The organism is Pontibacter diazotrophicus (assembly GCF_003367245.1).
Lineage (GTDB): Bacteria > Bacteroidota > Bacteroidia > Cytophagales > Hymenobacteraceae > Pontibacter > Pontibacter diazotrophicus.
This window is the reverse complement of the sequence record NZ_QRGR01000027.1, coordinates 1-16,586: the sequence shown is the minus strand read 5'-3', so window position 1 is coordinate 16,586 and position 16,586 is coordinate 1. Positions and strand designations below refer to the sequence as shown.

Annotated in this window: 16 protein-coding genes; 4 read left to right on the top strand and 12 right to left on the bottom strand. The window is 48.2% G+C overall.

Annotated features, from left to right (window positions below; translation table 11 throughout):
- Positions 1-17: 17 nt before the first annotated feature.
- The gene (locus DXT99_RS20725; RefSeq protein ID WP_220273425.1) at positions 18-917 is read right to left on the bottom strand and encodes a CPBP family intramembrane glutamic endopeptidase; all 900 of its coding nucleotides are present in this window, start codon (positions 915-917) and stop codon (positions 18-20) included.
- Between the two features lie 122 nt (positions 918-1,039).
- Positions 1,040-1,846: a hypothetical protein gene (locus tag DXT99_RS20720; RefSeq protein ID WP_115567506.1), complete on the bottom strand. Its 807-nt coding sequence runs from the start codon at positions 1,844-1,846 to the stop codon at positions 1,040-1,042.
- 489 nt (positions 1,847-2,335) lie between these two features.
- Here DXT99_RS20720 and DXT99_RS20715 point away from each other — a divergent pair, with 489 nt between their 5' ends.
- Together DXT99_RS20715 and DXT99_RS20710 are read left to right on the top strand one after the other, a co-directional pair.
- Positions 2,336-3,325, top strand: a complete 990-nt coding sequence (locus DXT99_RS20715) for a radical SAM protein (protein ID WP_115567505.1) — start codon at positions 2,336-2,338, stop codon at positions 3,323-3,325.
- 105 nt (positions 3,326-3,430) lie between these two features.
- Entirely contained in the window at positions 3,431-3,955 is a 525-nt protein-coding gene (locus tag DXT99_RS20710; protein ID WP_115567504.1) for a gamma carbonic anhydrase family protein, read from the top strand.
- On the opposite strand, the gene DXT99_RS20705 is transcribed toward DXT99_RS20710, so the two are convergent.
- The 3 genes from DXT99_RS20705 to DXT99_RS20695 form a co-directional block, all read right to left on the bottom strand.
- On the bottom strand, positions 3,952-4,407 hold the full coding sequence (locus DXT99_RS20705) for a hemerythrin domain-containing protein (RefSeq protein WP_115567503.1): 456 nt from the start codon (positions 4,405-4,407) through the stop codon (positions 3,952-3,954). The genes DXT99_RS20710 and DXT99_RS20705 overlap by 4 nt on opposite strands.
- A gap of 4 nt (positions 4,408-4,411) precedes the next feature.
- Positions 4,412-5,731 carry a hemolysin family protein gene (locus tag DXT99_RS20700; RefSeq protein ID WP_115567502.1) on the bottom strand — a complete coding sequence of 440 codons (1,320 nt, stop codon included), beginning with the start codon at positions 5,729-5,731 and terminating at the stop codon, positions 4,412-4,414.
- Positions 5,732-5,942: 211 nt separating this feature from the next.
- Positions 5,943-6,254 carry a hypothetical protein gene (locus tag DXT99_RS20695; protein WP_115567501.1) on the bottom strand — a complete coding sequence of 104 codons (312 nt, stop codon included), beginning with the start codon at positions 6,252-6,254 and terminating at the stop codon, positions 5,943-5,945.
- Between the two features lie 577 nt (positions 6,255-6,831).
- Between DXT99_RS20695 and DXT99_RS20690 the strand changes: the two genes are divergently transcribed.
- Positions 6,832-9,051 (top strand): protein-disulfide reductase DsbD family protein, encoded by a 2,220-nt coding sequence (locus DXT99_RS20690; RefSeq protein ID WP_115567500.1) that lies wholly within the window; start codon positions 6,832-6,834, stop codon positions 9,049-9,051.
- Positions 9,052-9,118: 67 nt separating this feature from the next.
- On the opposite strand, the gene DXT99_RS20685 is transcribed toward DXT99_RS20690, so the two are convergent.
- The 7 genes from DXT99_RS20685 to DXT99_RS20655 form a co-directional block, all read right to left on the bottom strand.
- Positions 9,119-9,661, bottom strand: coding sequence for a hypothetical protein (locus DXT99_RS20685; RefSeq protein WP_115567499.1), 543 nt, complete (start codon positions 9,659-9,661; stop codon positions 9,119-9,121).
- Positions 9,658-10,371, bottom strand: a complete 714-nt coding sequence (locus DXT99_RS20680; protein ID WP_115567498.1) for a hypothetical protein — start codon at positions 10,369-10,371, stop codon at positions 9,658-9,660. Before DXT99_RS20680 ends, DXT99_RS20685 begins: the two co-directional genes overlap by 4 nt.
- The gene (locus tag DXT99_RS20675) at positions 10,355-12,808 is read right to left on the bottom strand and encodes a DUF2339 domain-containing protein (RefSeq protein ID WP_115567497.1); all 2,454 of its coding nucleotides are present in this window, start codon (positions 12,806-12,808) and stop codon (positions 10,355-10,357) included. The genes DXT99_RS20680 and DXT99_RS20675 overlap by 17 nt, the downstream gene beginning before the upstream one ends.
- A 154-nt stretch (positions 12,809-12,962) precedes the next feature.
- Positions 12,963-13,568 (bottom strand): superoxide dismutase, encoded by a 606-nt coding sequence (locus DXT99_RS20670; protein WP_115567496.1) that lies wholly within the window; start codon positions 13,566-13,568, stop codon positions 12,963-12,965.
- 76 nt (positions 13,569-13,644) lie between these two features.
- A complete protein-coding gene (locus DXT99_RS20665; protein WP_237144624.1) occupies positions 13,645-14,100 on the bottom strand; it encodes a nucleoside deaminase in 456 nt (151 codons plus the stop codon).
- A 196-nt stretch (positions 14,101-14,296) separates the two neighbouring features.
- Positions 14,297-14,851, bottom strand: coding sequence for an energy transducer TonB (locus DXT99_RS20660; RefSeq protein ID WP_181885206.1), 555 nt, complete (start codon positions 14,849-14,851; stop codon positions 14,297-14,299).
- A gap of 155 nt (positions 14,852-15,006) precedes the next feature.
- Positions 15,007-15,561 carry a hypothetical protein gene (locus DXT99_RS20655; RefSeq protein WP_115567494.1) on the bottom strand — a complete coding sequence of 185 codons (555 nt, stop codon included), beginning with the start codon at positions 15,559-15,561 and terminating at the stop codon, positions 15,007-15,009.
- 269 nt (positions 15,562-15,830) lie between these two features.
- On the opposite strand from DXT99_RS20655, the gene DXT99_RS20650 reads away from it, so the two are divergent.
- Positions 15,831-16,277: a hypothetical protein gene (locus DXT99_RS20650; protein WP_115567493.1), complete on the top strand. Its 447-nt coding sequence runs from the start codon at positions 15,831-15,833 to the stop codon at positions 16,275-16,277.
- The last annotated feature ends 309 nt before the right edge of the window (positions 16,278-16,586 follow it).

Here is a 16,586-nt window from a genome sequence, read left to right as displayed (position 1 = left end):
AACCTGCAGGCGCTGCCTTAACCGTTCTTTAGTGCAGCATCAGGCAGAGGCAAGCCTGGCAGTGTAGCATCTATAGCTACTGTGCTTCGCTTCTCCTCCGGTTTCGGCTTCTGAATCCATGGGATAATGATAGCCAGAACTATGAGAAGGCGAACTGCTGTAAAAATAGCCTCACCAAGCGGATCGAGGTTGGTAGGATAAGCCATGTTGGCCATTAAGTGGAGCAGCACTGCTGCTAAAATGCTTCTCCTGGTGTTGTTATACACCCAGGTAAAGATGATGGAAATCGCAACTATCTGGAAAGACCAGGACCAGAACGCAACGCCGAAGCCTTTCGCATGTTGCGATGTGCCTTCTATGAAAAAGAGCGGCAAATGCCAAGCGACCCATATAATTCCCAATACAATACTGGCTTTTATCGGTCCCCACTTTTGCTGTAGCGGATCTAAGGCATAGCCGCGCCATCCGAGTTCTTCCGCAAGAGGCCCTCCCAGAAGCATGATGCTCAGAAGAAAAATAAAATCTGTTGGTGTTTCAATGCCACCTGTAAAAGCGTCTGCTGAAGGAACCTCTCCTCCTAACAGAGAATAGACAGGATAACCAATGAAGAGGATAGCCGGGAAAATAAGCAGGATAAACAGATACCACTTCCAGTTGATGCGTGTAAAGCTGCCGACGCGCTTCCAAAAATCAAGCTTTTCTGCAGAGCTGCCATAGCGCTGCACCAGGTATATCGCCACAAAGGTAGGCCCAAAAGCACCAAGGAAAATCAAAGGCAGTATCAGGTCTTCAGCAGGTTTAAAAAGGATAATCGCTCCCCATACCAGCCATGAAAAGATAAAGGTCAGGGAGAAAAACGTCCGGATATGTTTCCGTTTTGAGACAGGTGCTGCTGCCTGATTTTCCATGGTTACCATGATATAGTTTTTTGAATTAGATCAAGTTTTACTGGTGTTTGGTCATGTGGGTAGTGTAAGTTAGTGTTTAGTACAGCCGATGTGCGAAACGCAGCTTATGTACTGGGTTATAGGATTTTTTCTTAAACACACACTTCATCCAGTTTTACATGTTTGCTCTCCCACTTACCATCAACGTTGAGATAAAGTCTACTGTAGGTAGTCGTCTCATCTATCTCTTCATCATAGAGGAATACATCAATAATTCCATCGCTATTTATATCATAAGCTTTGCCGTTTAACAATATTCCGTTCTTGATCTTCATTGATACATTGGAAACTTTAATTTTCTTGAATTCGCTATTGAACGGTATTATTGCTAGGCCTTCAAGGTTATTACTTATAGCATTAGGCACCTCAAACTGTTTTTCAAAGGAGAGAGTTGGAAATGTGATGTTGCCCGGGCATTCTGATTTTTTGATTATCCACCAGTGTTTTACAGGTGCTTCATAAGCCGTGTTATCAAACCATATTAAACCGGATAAACCTTGCTTCCAGGTTATTTTTATTCCTTCATAGTTTGGGTCTGCTGCAGTACCTCTTAGTACTTCAATACTGTCATCCTTTGATATCAGAAACCTTAAAATTGATAAATTACTATCCCAGGCAAAAGGGGTACTGTACCCGCTTATCTGAATTGGAGCGACAAAATATTTTTCAGCTCTTTCTTTATTAAAGTATGAGACTTCTGTTTCCGTTAATTCAGGATTTTCTCTAACCCAATCAGTAGCTAAGGAATCCTTAAGATAGGAGTAAATATCTGTTTGAGCATTGGCAGTAGCAGTCAACCCCACTTGGCTTTCTCCCTCAGTTGAAGTGACTTTTGTCTGCTCGCAAGCTACTAAGCCAGCTATAAGAAAGATTGCCACCAAAGTTGATAATTGCCTCATATTTTAATTTTAAAATGTTCCATAATGCACCGGGCTTTGCGGTGGTGTAGCTACGGTAAAAGCATGATTGACAAACGGCTTTTTACTTTCTTTCAAAGTGTATCTTCATTCCTTCGTTTGCCAGCATCTGAACAATAAATGGAACATCACTTCGAACTGCTTTTCTAAATTTCATTCTATCATTTAGCTTTTTGGCAACTAACAATGTAAAGCAGGAACAGTGCTATCTGCACTATATATGGAGAAGCTGAGGTTAGTTCTTAGAGCTAAGTTGTCCTGCATCAACAGCCTTATATTATACTTCTTAAATATAAATAGATTAATAAGATTAAGCGCATACTACCGCTATAAAATCCAAGTATATACTAAAATGTCAGCATACCTCAAGAAGTGCTATAAAAGCAACAGTGTAAACCCCTAATGCCTTGATAGCAGTAGAAAAGAAGGGTAAACTGGCTGATTGTGCCTGCTGCCTCTTATCTTTGTTTTATGCGTCTGACCTCTAAACCCGTGCTTTGCAACTACTACGTTACCTACCGCTGTAACGCAAAGTGCTCGTTCTGCGACATTTGGGAAAAACCGTCCCCATACATTACGCTGGAGGACGTGCACCAAAACCTGCAGGACCTGAAGCGGCTGGGGGTGCAGGTGATAGACTTTACCGGGGGAGAGCCGCTGCTGCACCGCCAGATAGACGAGATGCTGGGAATGGCGCACGACATGGGCTTTATCACCACCCTCACCACCAACGGTATGCTGTATCCGAAGCTGGCCAAACGGTTAAAAGGCAAAGTAGACATGCTACACTTCTCCCTCGATTCATCAGAAAAAGAGGTGCATGATAAAGGCCGCGGCGTAGCCTGTTATGATTTCGTGATGGAGTCTATTGCCATAGCAAAACAACTGGGCGAGCGCCCCGACATACTCTTTACCGTGTTCAGAAGCAACCTACACCAGTTGGAGGAGGTGTATCAGAAGATAGTACTCCCAAACAAGCTGCTGCTCGTTATTAACCCGGCTTTTGAGTATAATGCCGTGGACACCGGGGAGCAACTCACAGCAGAAGAGCTAAATTACCTGGCTGCCTTTGGCAAGCGTAAAAGCGTGTACCTGAACGATGGTTTCGTGCAGCTCCGCCGTGACGGGGGCAATCATGTAGCAGATCCGGTTTGCAAGGCTGCCAGTACCACGCTGGTTATTTCTCCGGAAAACGAACTGGTGCTGCCCTGTTATCACCTCGGCTCTAAAAGTTACCCTATCAACGGGAAACTGTACGAACTGTATAAGTCCAGGGAAGTGGAGGAACTGAAGCGGCAGGAGGGAAGGCTGCCGGAGTGCGAGGGCTGCACCATTAACTGCTATATGCAGCCCAGCTTTGCCGTAGAGGTAAACAAGTACTTCTGGAAAGCCCTGCCCAGCACCCTCAAGTACAACTACATGAAAGGCACCTGGAAAAGACTGCTTCCATTTAACAATTAACAGGTATCATTTATCAAATTGCGAGTAGGGAGCAAACTTTCTTATCTGGTTCTAAGGCCAAATCCATAGTCAGTCATTCAAAATTCAGTTATTCAAATCAAGATTATGCCAGTTATACTTCCGGTTAAAGGTGTGAAGCCACAAATGGGCAATGGTTGTTTTATAGCCGAAAATGCCACTCTGGTAGGCGATGTAATCCTGGGCCATGAGTGCTCCGTCTGGTTTAATGCTGTGATTCGGGGCGATGTGAACAGCATCCGCATCGGAGACAAATCTAATATACAGGATGGGGCCGTTATCCACTGCACCTACCAAAAGGCTGCCACAACGATAGGCAGTAACGTGTCTATTGGCCACAATGCGATTGTGCATGGCTGCACCGTGGAAGACAATGTGCTGATAGGAATGGGGTCTATTGTGATGGATAATGCGGTGGTGCAGCAGAACTGTATTGTGGCGGCAGGGGCTATTGTGCTCGAAAACACCGTGTGCGAATCAGGGTGGATATATGCGGGCATTCCGGCTAAAAAAGTAAAGCAGCTGAGCCCGGAGCAGATTGAAGGCCTGGACAAGGTAGCCAACAATTATGTGATGTACAGCGGCTGGTTCACAGGACGTGACCTGGTTTAAGCCGAGTGCTGTAGCACCTGCTCCTCCAGTAGGCGAAGTTTATCTGCAGGCAACTCTTGCTGCAACTGCTCAAAAAACACGCGTTCTTCCTGCCGGATGTGCCGCTCTAAAAGCTGCCCCACCTCGTGTAGCTTATCCGGCAGTGCTGTGTCGGTAGTTTGCGGCAAAGCTTTAATCAGCTCTTCCAGTTGCCGGTGCTCTGCCTGCAGCTGTTCGGCCTGTTGCTTTAGATTAGCAGAGAAAGCACCCGCAAGCGCAAAAACAGTAGCCTCTTCTAAGGCAAAATGAGGCTGCAGGTGCTCTTTATAAAACTGCAGCACATACTCCCTTTTGGCAGCGTGTGTGGTGGGCATTCCTTTGTAAGGTGGGGCGCCATGTTGCAGGAGCCTGGCTGTTAGCAGGCCTCCGTGGTGCTGGCGCGAGATAGGTTGCAGGCTCTGGTGTCGTTTCATACTTCTACTTTTCTTCCTCTCCCTTCAGCATTTCTTCGCGCACTTTAAAGAGTACCCACTCCACACGCCTTTCCGATTTTTCCAGTACCCGCACCTCATACTCGTTGAAGCTGGTGATCTCGTTCAGGTTTTCCGGTATCTGCCCGTAGATCACGTTCAGCAGGCCACCAACTGTTTCATAGTCTTCGCCTTCGGGTAGCGGGTATGGCAGGTAATCATTGGCATCGGAGATAGTGGCAGAACCGCTTACTTTATAATCGAAGTCACCGACCTTCTGTACAATAGGCACCTCCTCGTCGTACTCGTCCTGTATCTCTCCTACCAGCTCCTCTATAATGTCTTCTATCGTCACAATACCCGATACGCCGCCAAACTCATCTGTGGCAACGGCCATGTGCATGTGGCGGCGCTGAAACTGCTTCAGCAGCAGGTTTATCTTCTTGGTTTCCGGCACAAAGTAAGCGGGGCGCATCAGCTCCTCCACATGAATGGCTTCGCCACGGCGCACAATGCTCAGAATGTCCTTTACATATAGTATGCCCACAATATTGTCGATGTTGCCGCTGTATACGGGCAGGCGTGAATAGCCTTCGTTAAAGATGAGCTCCATCAGTTCCTGCTCCGAAATAGTCACATCAACAGCCACCACTTTGGTGCGCGGCACCAGTATCTGCTTTACCATGCGCTCGTTAAACTCGAAAACGTTCTCAATCAGCTCGTGGTGCGCATCCAGAATGGCTCCGCTCTCCACGCTCTGCTCAAACAGCAGGCGGAGCTCCTCTGCTGAGTGCACCTCCGCGCCATGCGTAGGCTGTATGCCCATGCCGCGCAGCACAAGATTGGCCAATCCGTTCAACATCCAGATAAACGGGCTGAACAAAACGTAAAAGAAGCGAAGCGGAAAAGCCACTGCCAGCGCAGTAGACTCAGATCGTTGTATAGCCAGCGATTTAGGGGCAAGCTCACCGAACACAATGTGCAGCACGGTGATAATGGCAAAGGAAATGGGCAGCGCAATCTGGTGGGCCAGTACTTCACTACCCCTAAAGCCAAAAAACTCCATTACGTTAATTACGATCTGTGACACCACGCTTTCGCCTATCCAACCCAAGCCTAGCGAGGCAAGTGTAATCCCCAACTGCGTGGCCGAGAGGTAGGCATCGAGGTGCGTGAGCATGTTCTGGGTTAGTTTCGCCATGCTGTGGCCTGCCAGCGCCCGTAGCTCAATTTGTGAGGAGCGCACCTTCACGAGTGCAAATTCAGCCGCAACAAAAAAACCGTTTAGAAGAACCAGGAATATTGTTAACAGTATATCAAAAGCCATAGAGAGTTCTTGCCGTTGTGTAGCAGCAAAGCTGTAAAATTAATCAAAATACGTGCTTTTACTACCAAGGGAGGTACTGCTATTGCCAAAACCTACTCATATCAGCCTGTGCAGGCAGTATAGGGGCTTTTTATATATACATCTTATAGATAGCCACAAAAACAAAAAGGTGCCGCGAAGCACCTTTTTGTTCTCAGACATTTGAAAATGGTCAGGAGCGCAACTGCGCAGGGGTCGCCTTGGCGGTGCTGAATAACTCGCTGGCGTTTTCCTGAGACAGGCGGGGTAGAAAAATATTCCGGGCCTCTGACTCAGATATGATTGTATAAGTATGTGTGGCAGCTTCATCCTGAAACGGATTACAAAAGGAGTAAATATACTCATCAGAAAAAGTTTTGTAAACTATATGGAAGTTGTGCTTCTCATCGCGCACCAACTTAATAGCCTTGAAAACATTCTCGAACGTCTTGCCACACTCGGTTCGCAAAGTGAAATCAACATAGCTTTGTAAAGTTTCTTCCATATCTGATGTGTTCTATTTTATATTGCCTGATGTAAATATTACAAGATAATTTGATATATAATTCACAGGGTTACAGAGAAAGCTCCTTTAGTTAGTGAGTAAGCTTAATTTAGTGGTTAAGCTGTCTTTATAACATGTGAATGTCTTTGTTATGGTACCCTATACGGAATGTATTTGACTATGTTTATTTTTTAATATATAAATTGTTAAATATTTATTTTTAATTGTATTGATGTGGTGGCATGTTATGGAGAAAATACTGTAAAATATGTGTTTAAACGTAGTAGGGGGTGTTTGAGCTGAAGCAGGCTAATACAGAGTTGTACTGAATGTGAGATGATTTTTTTTCGAAAGAAAAAAGAGAGAGCAGACTCCTGACTTATAAAAAGGCGCCTGCACCCACTGCGGCAGTTTTATATGCCGAAGCAGGTAACGTTAAGGGCTGTTTAGTTGTTGTTTATCCGACACCCAAGGCATCGGGCACCGGATCAGTACAAAAATGCCTATTTTTGCAGGAGTAAAATGCTGATATTTTCGAAGTACCCTTTACCTGAATATTTGCGAACCAACCCAAACGATGAATAGAAATAAGTTTGTAAAGCAGCTGCTGGCTACCTGGCTCCTTATGATGGTGGCCGTGATGGCACAGGCGCAGGTACTCAAGCCTGCTACCTGGAGCTATGACGTCTCTAAAGAACAGGTGGCTGTAGGTGAGGAGGTGGAATTAATCTTTAACGTTAAAATTGACAAAGATTGGTACCTCTACTCTTCTGACTTTGACCCCGACCTGGGGCCGATGGTAACGGAGTTTGATTTTCAGAAACATCCGTCTTATGAGCTGGTGGGGGAAATTAAACCCGTCAACCCGAAAAAGAAGTACGACGACATCTGGGAGGGAGAGTACACCTACTTTACCGGCACGGCACAGTTCCGCCAGAAAATACGCGTGCTGCAGCCCGACCTGCAGGTAAAAGGCGAATATGAGTACCAGGTATGCACAGATGTGGACGGGCGCTGTATACCGTTTGACGACACATTCACCTTTACAAACAAACAAATAGCCGTAACGGCCGCTGCAAGTCCTGCTGCCCAGCCAGCGAATAAAGTGCCTGTTAAAGTAGAGCAGGATGCACCGGAGCAAAGGCCTGCACCACCTGCGCAAGAGCCTGCCAATACGCAGGCAGCTGCCACCGAAGATACTGCTGCTTCCCAAAGCAGTACGGAGGCACTGGCCGTAATTCCGGAGCTTGATGCAGCTCATGGTGAGGCAACAGCCAGTGAAGTTCCTGCTGCTATCTCTGAGCCTGCGCCTGAAGTTGGCACCGATAGCCTGTGGGCTTTTATGCTGATTGCCTTTGGCTCCGGGCTGGTTGCGCTGCTAACGCCCTGTGTGTTCCCGATGGTGCCCATGACCGTAAGCTTCTTTACAGGAAGCAGTGGCAGCAGAGGGCAGGCTATTCTGAAAGCTTTAGTGTATGGCGTGTCGATTATCGCTATTTATACTATCATCGGTACGGTGGTGGCCAAACTCTTTGGAGCCGATGGCGCTAATTTTCTCAGTACACACTGGTTCCCTAACCTGCTGTTCTTCGCGGTGTTCCTGCTGTTTGCCATGTCTTTCTTTGGCATGTTCGAGATAACGCTGCCGAGTTCCTGGCTTACCAAAGTAGATGCCCAGGCCGATAGAGGCGGCTGGGTTGGCGTGTTCTTTATGGCTTTTACATTGGCCCTGGTGTCCTTTTCCTGCACAGGCCCTATTGTTGGTAGTATCCTGGTAGCCTCGGCAGGCGGCGAAACTATACGCCCGGTTGTCGGTATGTTTGGCTTCTCGCTGGCTTTTGCGCTGCCTTTTACCTTGTTTGCGGTTTTCCCGTCGTGGCTGAGCGGCCTGCCAAAGTCTGGCGGCTGGCTGAATTCTGTAAAAGTGGTGCTTGGTTTCATAGAGCTGGCGCTGGCGCTTAAATTCCTGAGTGTAGCCGACCAGGTATACCACTGGGGAATCCTGGACAGGGAAGTGTACCTGGCCCTCTGGATAATCATTTTCACGCTGATGGGCTTTTACCTGCTGGGTAAACTCAAATTCTCACACGACTCTGAACTGAAGTACATCAGTGTGCCGCGCCTGTTCCTCGCCATCGTCACTTTTGCTTTTGTGATATACCTGGTGCCGGGCATGTTCGGTGCGCCACTTAAGGCCCTGGCCGGTTACCTGCCGCCACAAACCACCCAGGACTTCAATCTAAACCTCATCGCGCAACAAGGAGGGGGAGGAGCAAGTGCAGCCTCGGATGCAAACCAGCTGTGTGAGCCTCCGAAATATGCCGATTTCCTGCACCTGCCACATGGCCTGAAAGGCTATTTTGACCTGGAGCAGGCAAAGCGTTGCGCTGCCGAGCAGAACAAGCCCATCTTCATCGACTTTACAGGCCACGGCTGTGTGAACTGCCGTGAGATGGAAGCCAATGTGTGGTCAGACCCGGCGGTGCTGCAACGCCTGCGTGAGGATTATGTGATTTTGGCGCTCTATGTGGATGACAAAACAGAGCTGCCCGAGGCGGATTGGTACACCAGCAGCTATGATAACAAAGTGAAAAAGACCATCGGGAAACAGTACGCTGATTACCAGATATCTAAATTCAACGTAAACGCGCAGCCTTACTACGTGCTGATGGATGAGAACGAGAATGTGCTGGTAAAGCCTATTTCCTACGACCTGAATGTAGAGAACTTCGTGAACTTCCTGGATGCCGGTGTTGCGTCTTACAAAGCAAGGCAGCAGCAGGTAGCACAGCAGTAAGTCTAAGAAGTCTGTCATCATCATCCCCTGCCATTTAATTAAGTGGCAGGGGATTTTTTTGCCCCTTTCATTGCCCTTTCTCCCGGTCCATCTCTCTTAATAAGCGCACCGTCATGTAACCTAAACCTGCCACTACTACACCTATAGCTGCCCAGAGCAGGAGTTTAGAGGCATTCCAGCCAGTCTCCTGTTTGCGCCCCGTTGCTGCATGTATGTTTGTGGTCATAAGCACAGGCAAGTCAGGCGGAATACTGTCGCTGAAGAATTTCAGGTCATATACGGGCGCTGCAGCGTCTTCATCACCAAAATAAAGGGTATAAGTTTCGTTCGCCTCCAGGTTCGCCACCAGGTAGCGGTTGAACTGTAGCGGCGTAATGTCTGCTATTTGCAGTGGCTGGTTATCGGCATTGTCAATGACAATGGTGAGTTCCTGCACCCGGCGGCGTGGTAGTGCAATGCGGGTAGGCTCGTTTGCGCTGAGCGTAAAGGGCACGCGCACAGGCTCTGTTTCGCTTTGCCTCCTGCGGCGCTTCCTTTTCCTGCTAGCGGTTGCTTTGCCGGCAATCACGTAGCCCTCGCGCAGGTATAGCGCTGGAGAGGTGATGTTCATTTCCAGTTGCTCAGGGTAAGCAGGCCCGGCAAATTGCAGCCTGATATAGGTGTATCTGGCGCTGTCGGTGCGGGTGATTTGTTGCACAAGAATGGCGGTGTACTGACCGGTCTCTGCCTGAGTGTCGTAGTAGCCGGCCTGCAGGATGTTGAGAGGGCACTGCTGGAGTCGTTGAGCTGCAGGCGCAGGTAGCGGTAATCGTTGAGCGGGAACTCCAGCAACCTAAGCCTGGCGGTGCTTTCTGTGCTGTTGAGTGTGTGCAGCACATCCTGCGCCTTTAGTACAAACCAGTTCTCGCGGTCATCGCTGCCGCTGAGGTGCACCTGTTTCCGCACATCTGCGTTTTTAATGAGCAGGCTGATATTGTCGATTTTCCGCTTATTTGTGTTCTCGATGAGCAGTTCAGAACAGCAGTCTTTTTTGCGGTTATAATGCAGGATAGTATAAGGCTTGAAAAGCTTCTTGTACTGCACAGGCTGCTCGCTGCGCAGGAGGTAAGGCACTTCCTGTTGCTGCTCATTCATCAGCCTGACATCCGAGAGATCAGCCTGTAAATTGCCTCTTACCTCCGGAGAAAGCAGTATGCGGTAATAGCCCTTTTCAGGTGCTGGCGCAACAGGAGCCTTCCAGTTGTATTCCTGTGCTCTTGTAAGTGTGCTTCCACTCAGCAGAAGCAGGATGCTAAACAGAAGCCTATGCCTGATACCCATCGGTAGAAGGTTCTTGTGGGGTTGCATTCGTGTCATCTTCCAAAATTAGCACCTTCAGCTTCTGGTACATAAAAGAAACCACCAGCAGCAGCATGCCCAGGCAAATGAAAGCAGCAATCTTACCGCCCTCCGATATGCCCCTGATATCGAACAGAAAAAGTTTGGCCAGCGTCAGGAAGAACAGCGACAGGGAAATAATGCGCAGTGTCTTCAGCTTGTGCTGCATTCCGATCATCATCAGCACAAAAGAACTAATGCCCCAGAGAATAGGAAACCCGATTTTACGGATCTGCACGAGCAGTGGTGCAATGCTGGCATTTGGTTCATGCAGCGAGAGGAGGGCAATATGTTCCAGCTCCGCACTGGCTATAAAAACAGCGACAAAGCTCAGTGCCCAAAGGGCTGCTTTACCCGCTTTGTTTCGGAAGCCTGTCTCTTGCCGCACCAGTACCGCCAGCATCGCCAGAACAAGCACCAGCGGGAGGTAGTGCAGTAGAAAGCTGCCAAAGGTTTCGCCCTGCCCCAGAAGGTACAGGTTACGGGTTTCGATGGTGATCGGGTGGAGCACCGCCAGGTATGTTATGATACCAATAGTGGCCAGGATTCCTGCAGCCAGTCTGAACCTGGCGTTGTGCATCCGCTTGCTTCCCAGCAACAGCCCAAGCAGGTAGAGGTAATTATACAGCCCGAAGATAAAGGACTGGGTGCCAAAGCTCAAGCCGAAACGGTCTAGCTGGTAATGAAGCTCCAGTAGCAGCACCACGTAGAAGGTCAGGGCAAACACGACGGCCACCAGTGTCCGGTACAGGCGTACCGGTAGAAAGGAAAAGAGCACCGGAGCCTCTTCGTCGTCCTCACGGCGCAGCAACCAAAAGGTAGCCGCCATGGCCATCACCGCTACAATGCCGGTTATAAACACTTTATTGAAGACAATATTAAGCGGTGCTTGCAGTGGTATGCTGTAGATGCTCCAGTCTATTATCAGGCTGAAGAGCATCAGTGCCAATACTACCACAGAAGCTGTTCTAATCAGCTTTATACCTGATTTCTGTGAGAGCCACAGAAGCAGGACAGCCTCCAGCGCCCAAAACAAGGTGATGAAATTGCCCTCCAGCTGCACAGGAGCTGTTAAGCTGAGGAACGTAAGCACCACGCCGATGAGCAGGTATACCAGGTTGCGGTCGGTGCTCTGCCGCTGGTATAGCAGGTAGGCAAACACAAAATTAAACACGGCTATAGCGGCAGTAAACAAGCCTTGATAAGCGCCTCCTGCCACATTCGCCAACGCATACATGCCTGCAGAGTAGTAGAGGAAGGTGTTGCTCAGCAGCATCATGATTTCAGGAGCTGTAAAGCGGCGGCTTTCTTTGATGTTGTTGATAATGTTCATGCCAAAGAAGACCAGGTAGAACAGCGTAGCAAATACCAGGGCTCCAATATAAGGCGGGTCCGGTTCCCCAATTACGCGGGTAGAGAGCCAGCCGCCGTAAAGGATAATGGTGAAAACATAAGCAATGATATGGAGCAGGTTCCACTTTTTAAAGTAAGCCAGCACCAGAATGCCCAGGTTCAGAATGAGTATAAAAATGAACAGCACCACATAATTGCCCTCGCCTGTGCTGACCATGAACGGACTGGCAAAGCCGCCCACCAAAGCCAGTACTGCCAGTTCGATGCGGTTATAGGCAATAGACATGAAAATAGTGAAGCCCGTAATGCCCACCATTAGCAGAAAAGTGACGGTTTGGCTGAACAACTGGTACTCGTGAAAGGCAATAGCAACTGTGAAGTATAAAACGGCCATGCCACCGCCCACCAACACAGAACTGAAGGCCTGGTAGTCCTTTCGCAGGCGGTGTGCTACTCCCAGCAAAGCGCCTCCTGCCAGAATACCAATTGCCACTCGGCCTACTTCGTTTATCCATTCCTGGTCAATGGCATACTTCACGAAGAAGCCGATGCCCAGTACCAGTATGGCTATACCAAGCTTGTTGATAAGGTTTTCGCCAATGAATTTCTCCCAATCCAGGTTATCTCTGAAAGAAGAAAAAATGCCTTTTGACTCTACTGGTTCCGCTGTAGGAGTAAAAGCCGCTATATACTGCGGTTCTGGGGCAGGCACTGGTATACGCTGTGGCGCAGGTTCCCGCAATGGCGTAGGAGCAGGGGCAACAGGAGGTTTCGGCTCTGGTCCGGGAACTGGTGGCGCAAGGGGGACTTTTGTCTCCTGCTGCTGCGGTGGTGCAGGCGCCACTGTAGCAGCAGGTGGGCCAACAGGCGTACTGGTCCGGGCTTGTTTTTCCAGCTGCTCCCGCAGTCGCTGCACCTCGTCGCTGAGTTGGCGGATATCAATTGAGCTCTGCTTTAGCTTTTCAGAAAGCAGGTTCGACAGCCATAACACCAGTACAATAAGCAACAGCAGCAACGCTAATTCCATAGGGTAATCATAATTCTGAACTTCTATATTAGTGATTTTCCTTTGGATTAGGAAGTATAGCGCTCCTGGATTGCCTGTACAAACAAAAAGCCCCACCGTTTCCGGCAGGGCTTTTTGTTGATAGTTATTTAGACGTTAAACGTCTGAAAGAAGATTACTTCGCTTCGTTGTAGCGACGCGTTACCTCGTCCCAGTTCACTACGTTCCAGAAAGCACTAATATAGTCCGGACGACGGTTCTGGTAGTTCAGGTAGTAAGCGTGCTCCCATACGTCCAGGCCAAGGATTGGCTGCCCGTCGCAATCTGCGAATGACATCAGCGGGTTGTCCTGGTTAGGAGTAGAGCATACTTCCAGCTTGCCGCCTTTCACGCAAAGCCAGGCCCAGCCTGAACCAAAACGGGTAGCAGCAGCATTGTTGAATTTCTCTTTAAACTGGTCAAAAGAACCAAAAGCAGAGTTAATGGCATCAGCCAGCTCGCCGGATGGCTGTCCGCCGCCGTTCGGAGACAGTATTGTCCAGAAGAGGTTGTGGTTGTAGTAACCACCGCCATTGTTACGCACCGCGCCGTTGTCTGCTTTCACGTTGCGCATGATTTCCTCGATGGATTTTCCTTCCATGTCAGAGCCCTGTATGGCTTCGTTTAGCTTGCTTGTATAAGCCTGGTGGTGCTTGGTATGATGGATTTCCATGGTGCGCGCATCGATGTGCGGCTCCAGTGCGTTGTAATCGTAAGGTAGGTTCGGAAGTTCGAAAGCCATAGTTTTATATAGGTTTTGGTTGAAAAATAATTGTTCGTACAACTGTTATAGGTGTACGGCTTGGTTTCAAAGTTAGTTAATTTCTTTTAGCCGCAAAGAAGGAGGCCATCAGCCCGGCACACTCCTGTGCCATAATCCCGCTGACCATCTCTGTTTTGGGGTGCAGCAGGTTGCCCACCCGCCTGTAACCACGCTTAGGCTCGGGGGCCCCGAACACCACCCGCTTCAGCTGTGCCCAGTAGCTGGCGCCGGCACACATGATGCAGGGCTCTACCGTTACATACAAGGTGCAGTCGTGGAGGTACTTGTTGCCCAGGTATTCAGAGGCAGCCGTAAAAGCCAGCATCTCGGCATGTGCGGTTACATCGTTCAGCTTCTCGGTCTGGTTATAGGCTTTGGCGATAACGCGGTTATTGGAGACAATCACAGCGCCAATCGGAACTTCGCCTTCGGCAAAGGCCTGTTGTGCCTGCACATACGCCTGCTGCATGAAATTCTCGTCGCTGTAGATGGATAAAAAGTCTGTTGCCATTGGTTATGGTTTAGGTGGAGCCGGGTCTGTAGCCGGCTGCTTTATGTAAGGAGGGCGTATACCTGTGCCTTTGCTTTCACAGTGGCGCATACAGAAAGAAGTAGCTGCCCCCTTTGCTGTAAATTTAAGGCATAGGGAGTACGAATCAAAAAGGAGGAGCCGTGGTGAACTTTTGCTCTTATACGCTCACCGCAATTTACTTCACTACACCGTAACCGGTAACGGTAACTTCTTCAGCTATAAAAAGAGGCTGATCAGGAGTACTTGTCGGAATGCTCTGGGTGAAATTGATGCATTTTGACATTAGTGTGTCTTTGTTGCTTCCTTCTTTTCCAGGCATATGGAACATGAAAGGGAACAGGTACGTGGAAGCAACAGGCACGGTATTATTTTTTGCAGGCTTCCATGTTGTCATTTGTTTGAGCACCCTCAAAGGCTCCGTTTCAAGGAGAGGGCTATCGGAGTATGCCGCCTTTATGTCTGTTAGCTTACCTGCTTTATCTATTGTCACCTGCATCATCACGAGTCCTTCTGTTTTGGTTAATTGTGCGCGGGTAGGATACTTCGTGTTCTTTGCCAGAAACTGTAACATGGCCTCCCGTCCTCCCTGGAATTCAGGCGCTGTGCTTTCATCCGCAGCAGCAACAGCCTTTGTCTTTGTTGTGGATGCCTTAGTGCTTTGTGCATGTAGAACAGACGGTGTGCCAGCCAACAGAAGAAGCAGGAGGGGAATCAAAGGTAGCTTTGTCATTTTATGCAGCATGTTGTTTTAGAAGCCCTTCTCTGTTAATGAGCCAAGCATAAATATAAAGATTTTTTGTTCCTGCGCTGTGATCTTTTGCGGGCATACAAAAAAAGCCTCACCGTAAAAGGAGAGGCTTTTGAAAATAAGGGTGAAGTGACTTGTTATTTGATGTTAATGGAGCCCATTATCTCACGGGCAGGTTGTTGCCAGTCGTTCTTTAGCATGAAGGGCACATGGAACGTGAAGATCATCATCTGGTTTCCTGAAATAGTGTACTGCACAATGCTGTATTTCTGCACTGGTGCCAGGTTGCTTGCGCCACGATCATCCTCTACCGAGGACACATACTCAAAAACGATATGGTCTTTGCCATTGATCTGCGTCACTTCATCGCGGATAAAATCGATTTTAGAATGCCTCTCCATCAAAGCAGCTTTGTAAAACTCACGCATCATGCCCAGGTCCTGTGCTCTGAACTGAGATATTTTCTGCGTCACGCTAAAATCTACCTGGCCATTCGGGCTGGTGTAAACGGCGAGCGGCTTGGTGGTAGCAGGATACTGGCGGGCGATTCCATCATCTGGCATCGGTGTAAAATCCCGCGGCAGCAAGATGCTTAGCTCCTTACTGATGTTTACTTTTTTCAGTTTGGGCTGGGCGAAAGCAACGCCGGCTATTAAAAGGATTGCTAAAAAAGCTAAGTATCGCATATTCATAGTGGTCGGTTGGCAAAGGTATTGAAATTATAGGCACAATGGTCCTGAACTGCTTTTTAGAAGCAATTACTTTGCCAAAGTCACTAACGATGTACACCTGCTTTCATTGTGTTGAATATCTTCTGCAGGTAATTATCGTTAAATATAAAGTCAGGTGCTTCTTCCTATGTGTGGCTACGCAGGCAAGTAGTGCATTGGCATGAAGCGTATAAGAATGTTGCATCTAAAATTAATAACCAACGAAACAGTCATCAAACACACATTAAGCTATGTTTACAGATATTATCAACAATATGAAAGGGCAGCTGACAGGTGAGCTGCAGAGCAAGTATAATTTAGAGCCGGAGAAAGCGAATAAATCAGTAGATCTTGCAAAGGATAATCTGATGGATGAGATGAAAAACCGCGCCAGCAGCGGCGATTTTGGCGGCATTATGGATGTGCTGAAGGGCAACAAAGGAGCCACTGAAAGCACTGCCGTAAACAGCGCCATCCAACGTTATGTCGGAGACCTTACTACCAAATTAGGAATTCCAACATCGATAGCCAACCAGGTAGGGCCATTTGTGATGACGTTTATCATGAACAGGTTCTCCAGCAAAGTAACCTCAGAAGGAATGGGGCAATCTGATATTATGAGCAGCTTGATAGGCGGTGGTATCAAAGACTCTGTTACCAAAGGATTAGGGGGTAAGTTGGGAGGTATGTTTAAGTAAAGCAGGTCATGGTTTCCTCTTAGCCCATTACTGAGGTAAGTTTGCAGTTGTTAGCCCGGTAATTATGTGGTCTCGTTTTGTCTAAGCTGCCGTAGTGGTAGCTTATCCAGCGACTCATGAACAGCCTTTTTCATAGCTTGCTACTTGCGCTCCACTCCCGCGAGGGCGCGTTTTCCCGTTCGGCGCTGTGTAAATTTCCTGCCTAACCTTTAGATTAGCAGTATATCATTTTTCCAATAGCTATACTTTCATATTACCAGGCATAGATGTAACTTTTACCTATACCTGAAGAGCAGTCAGGGCACTACC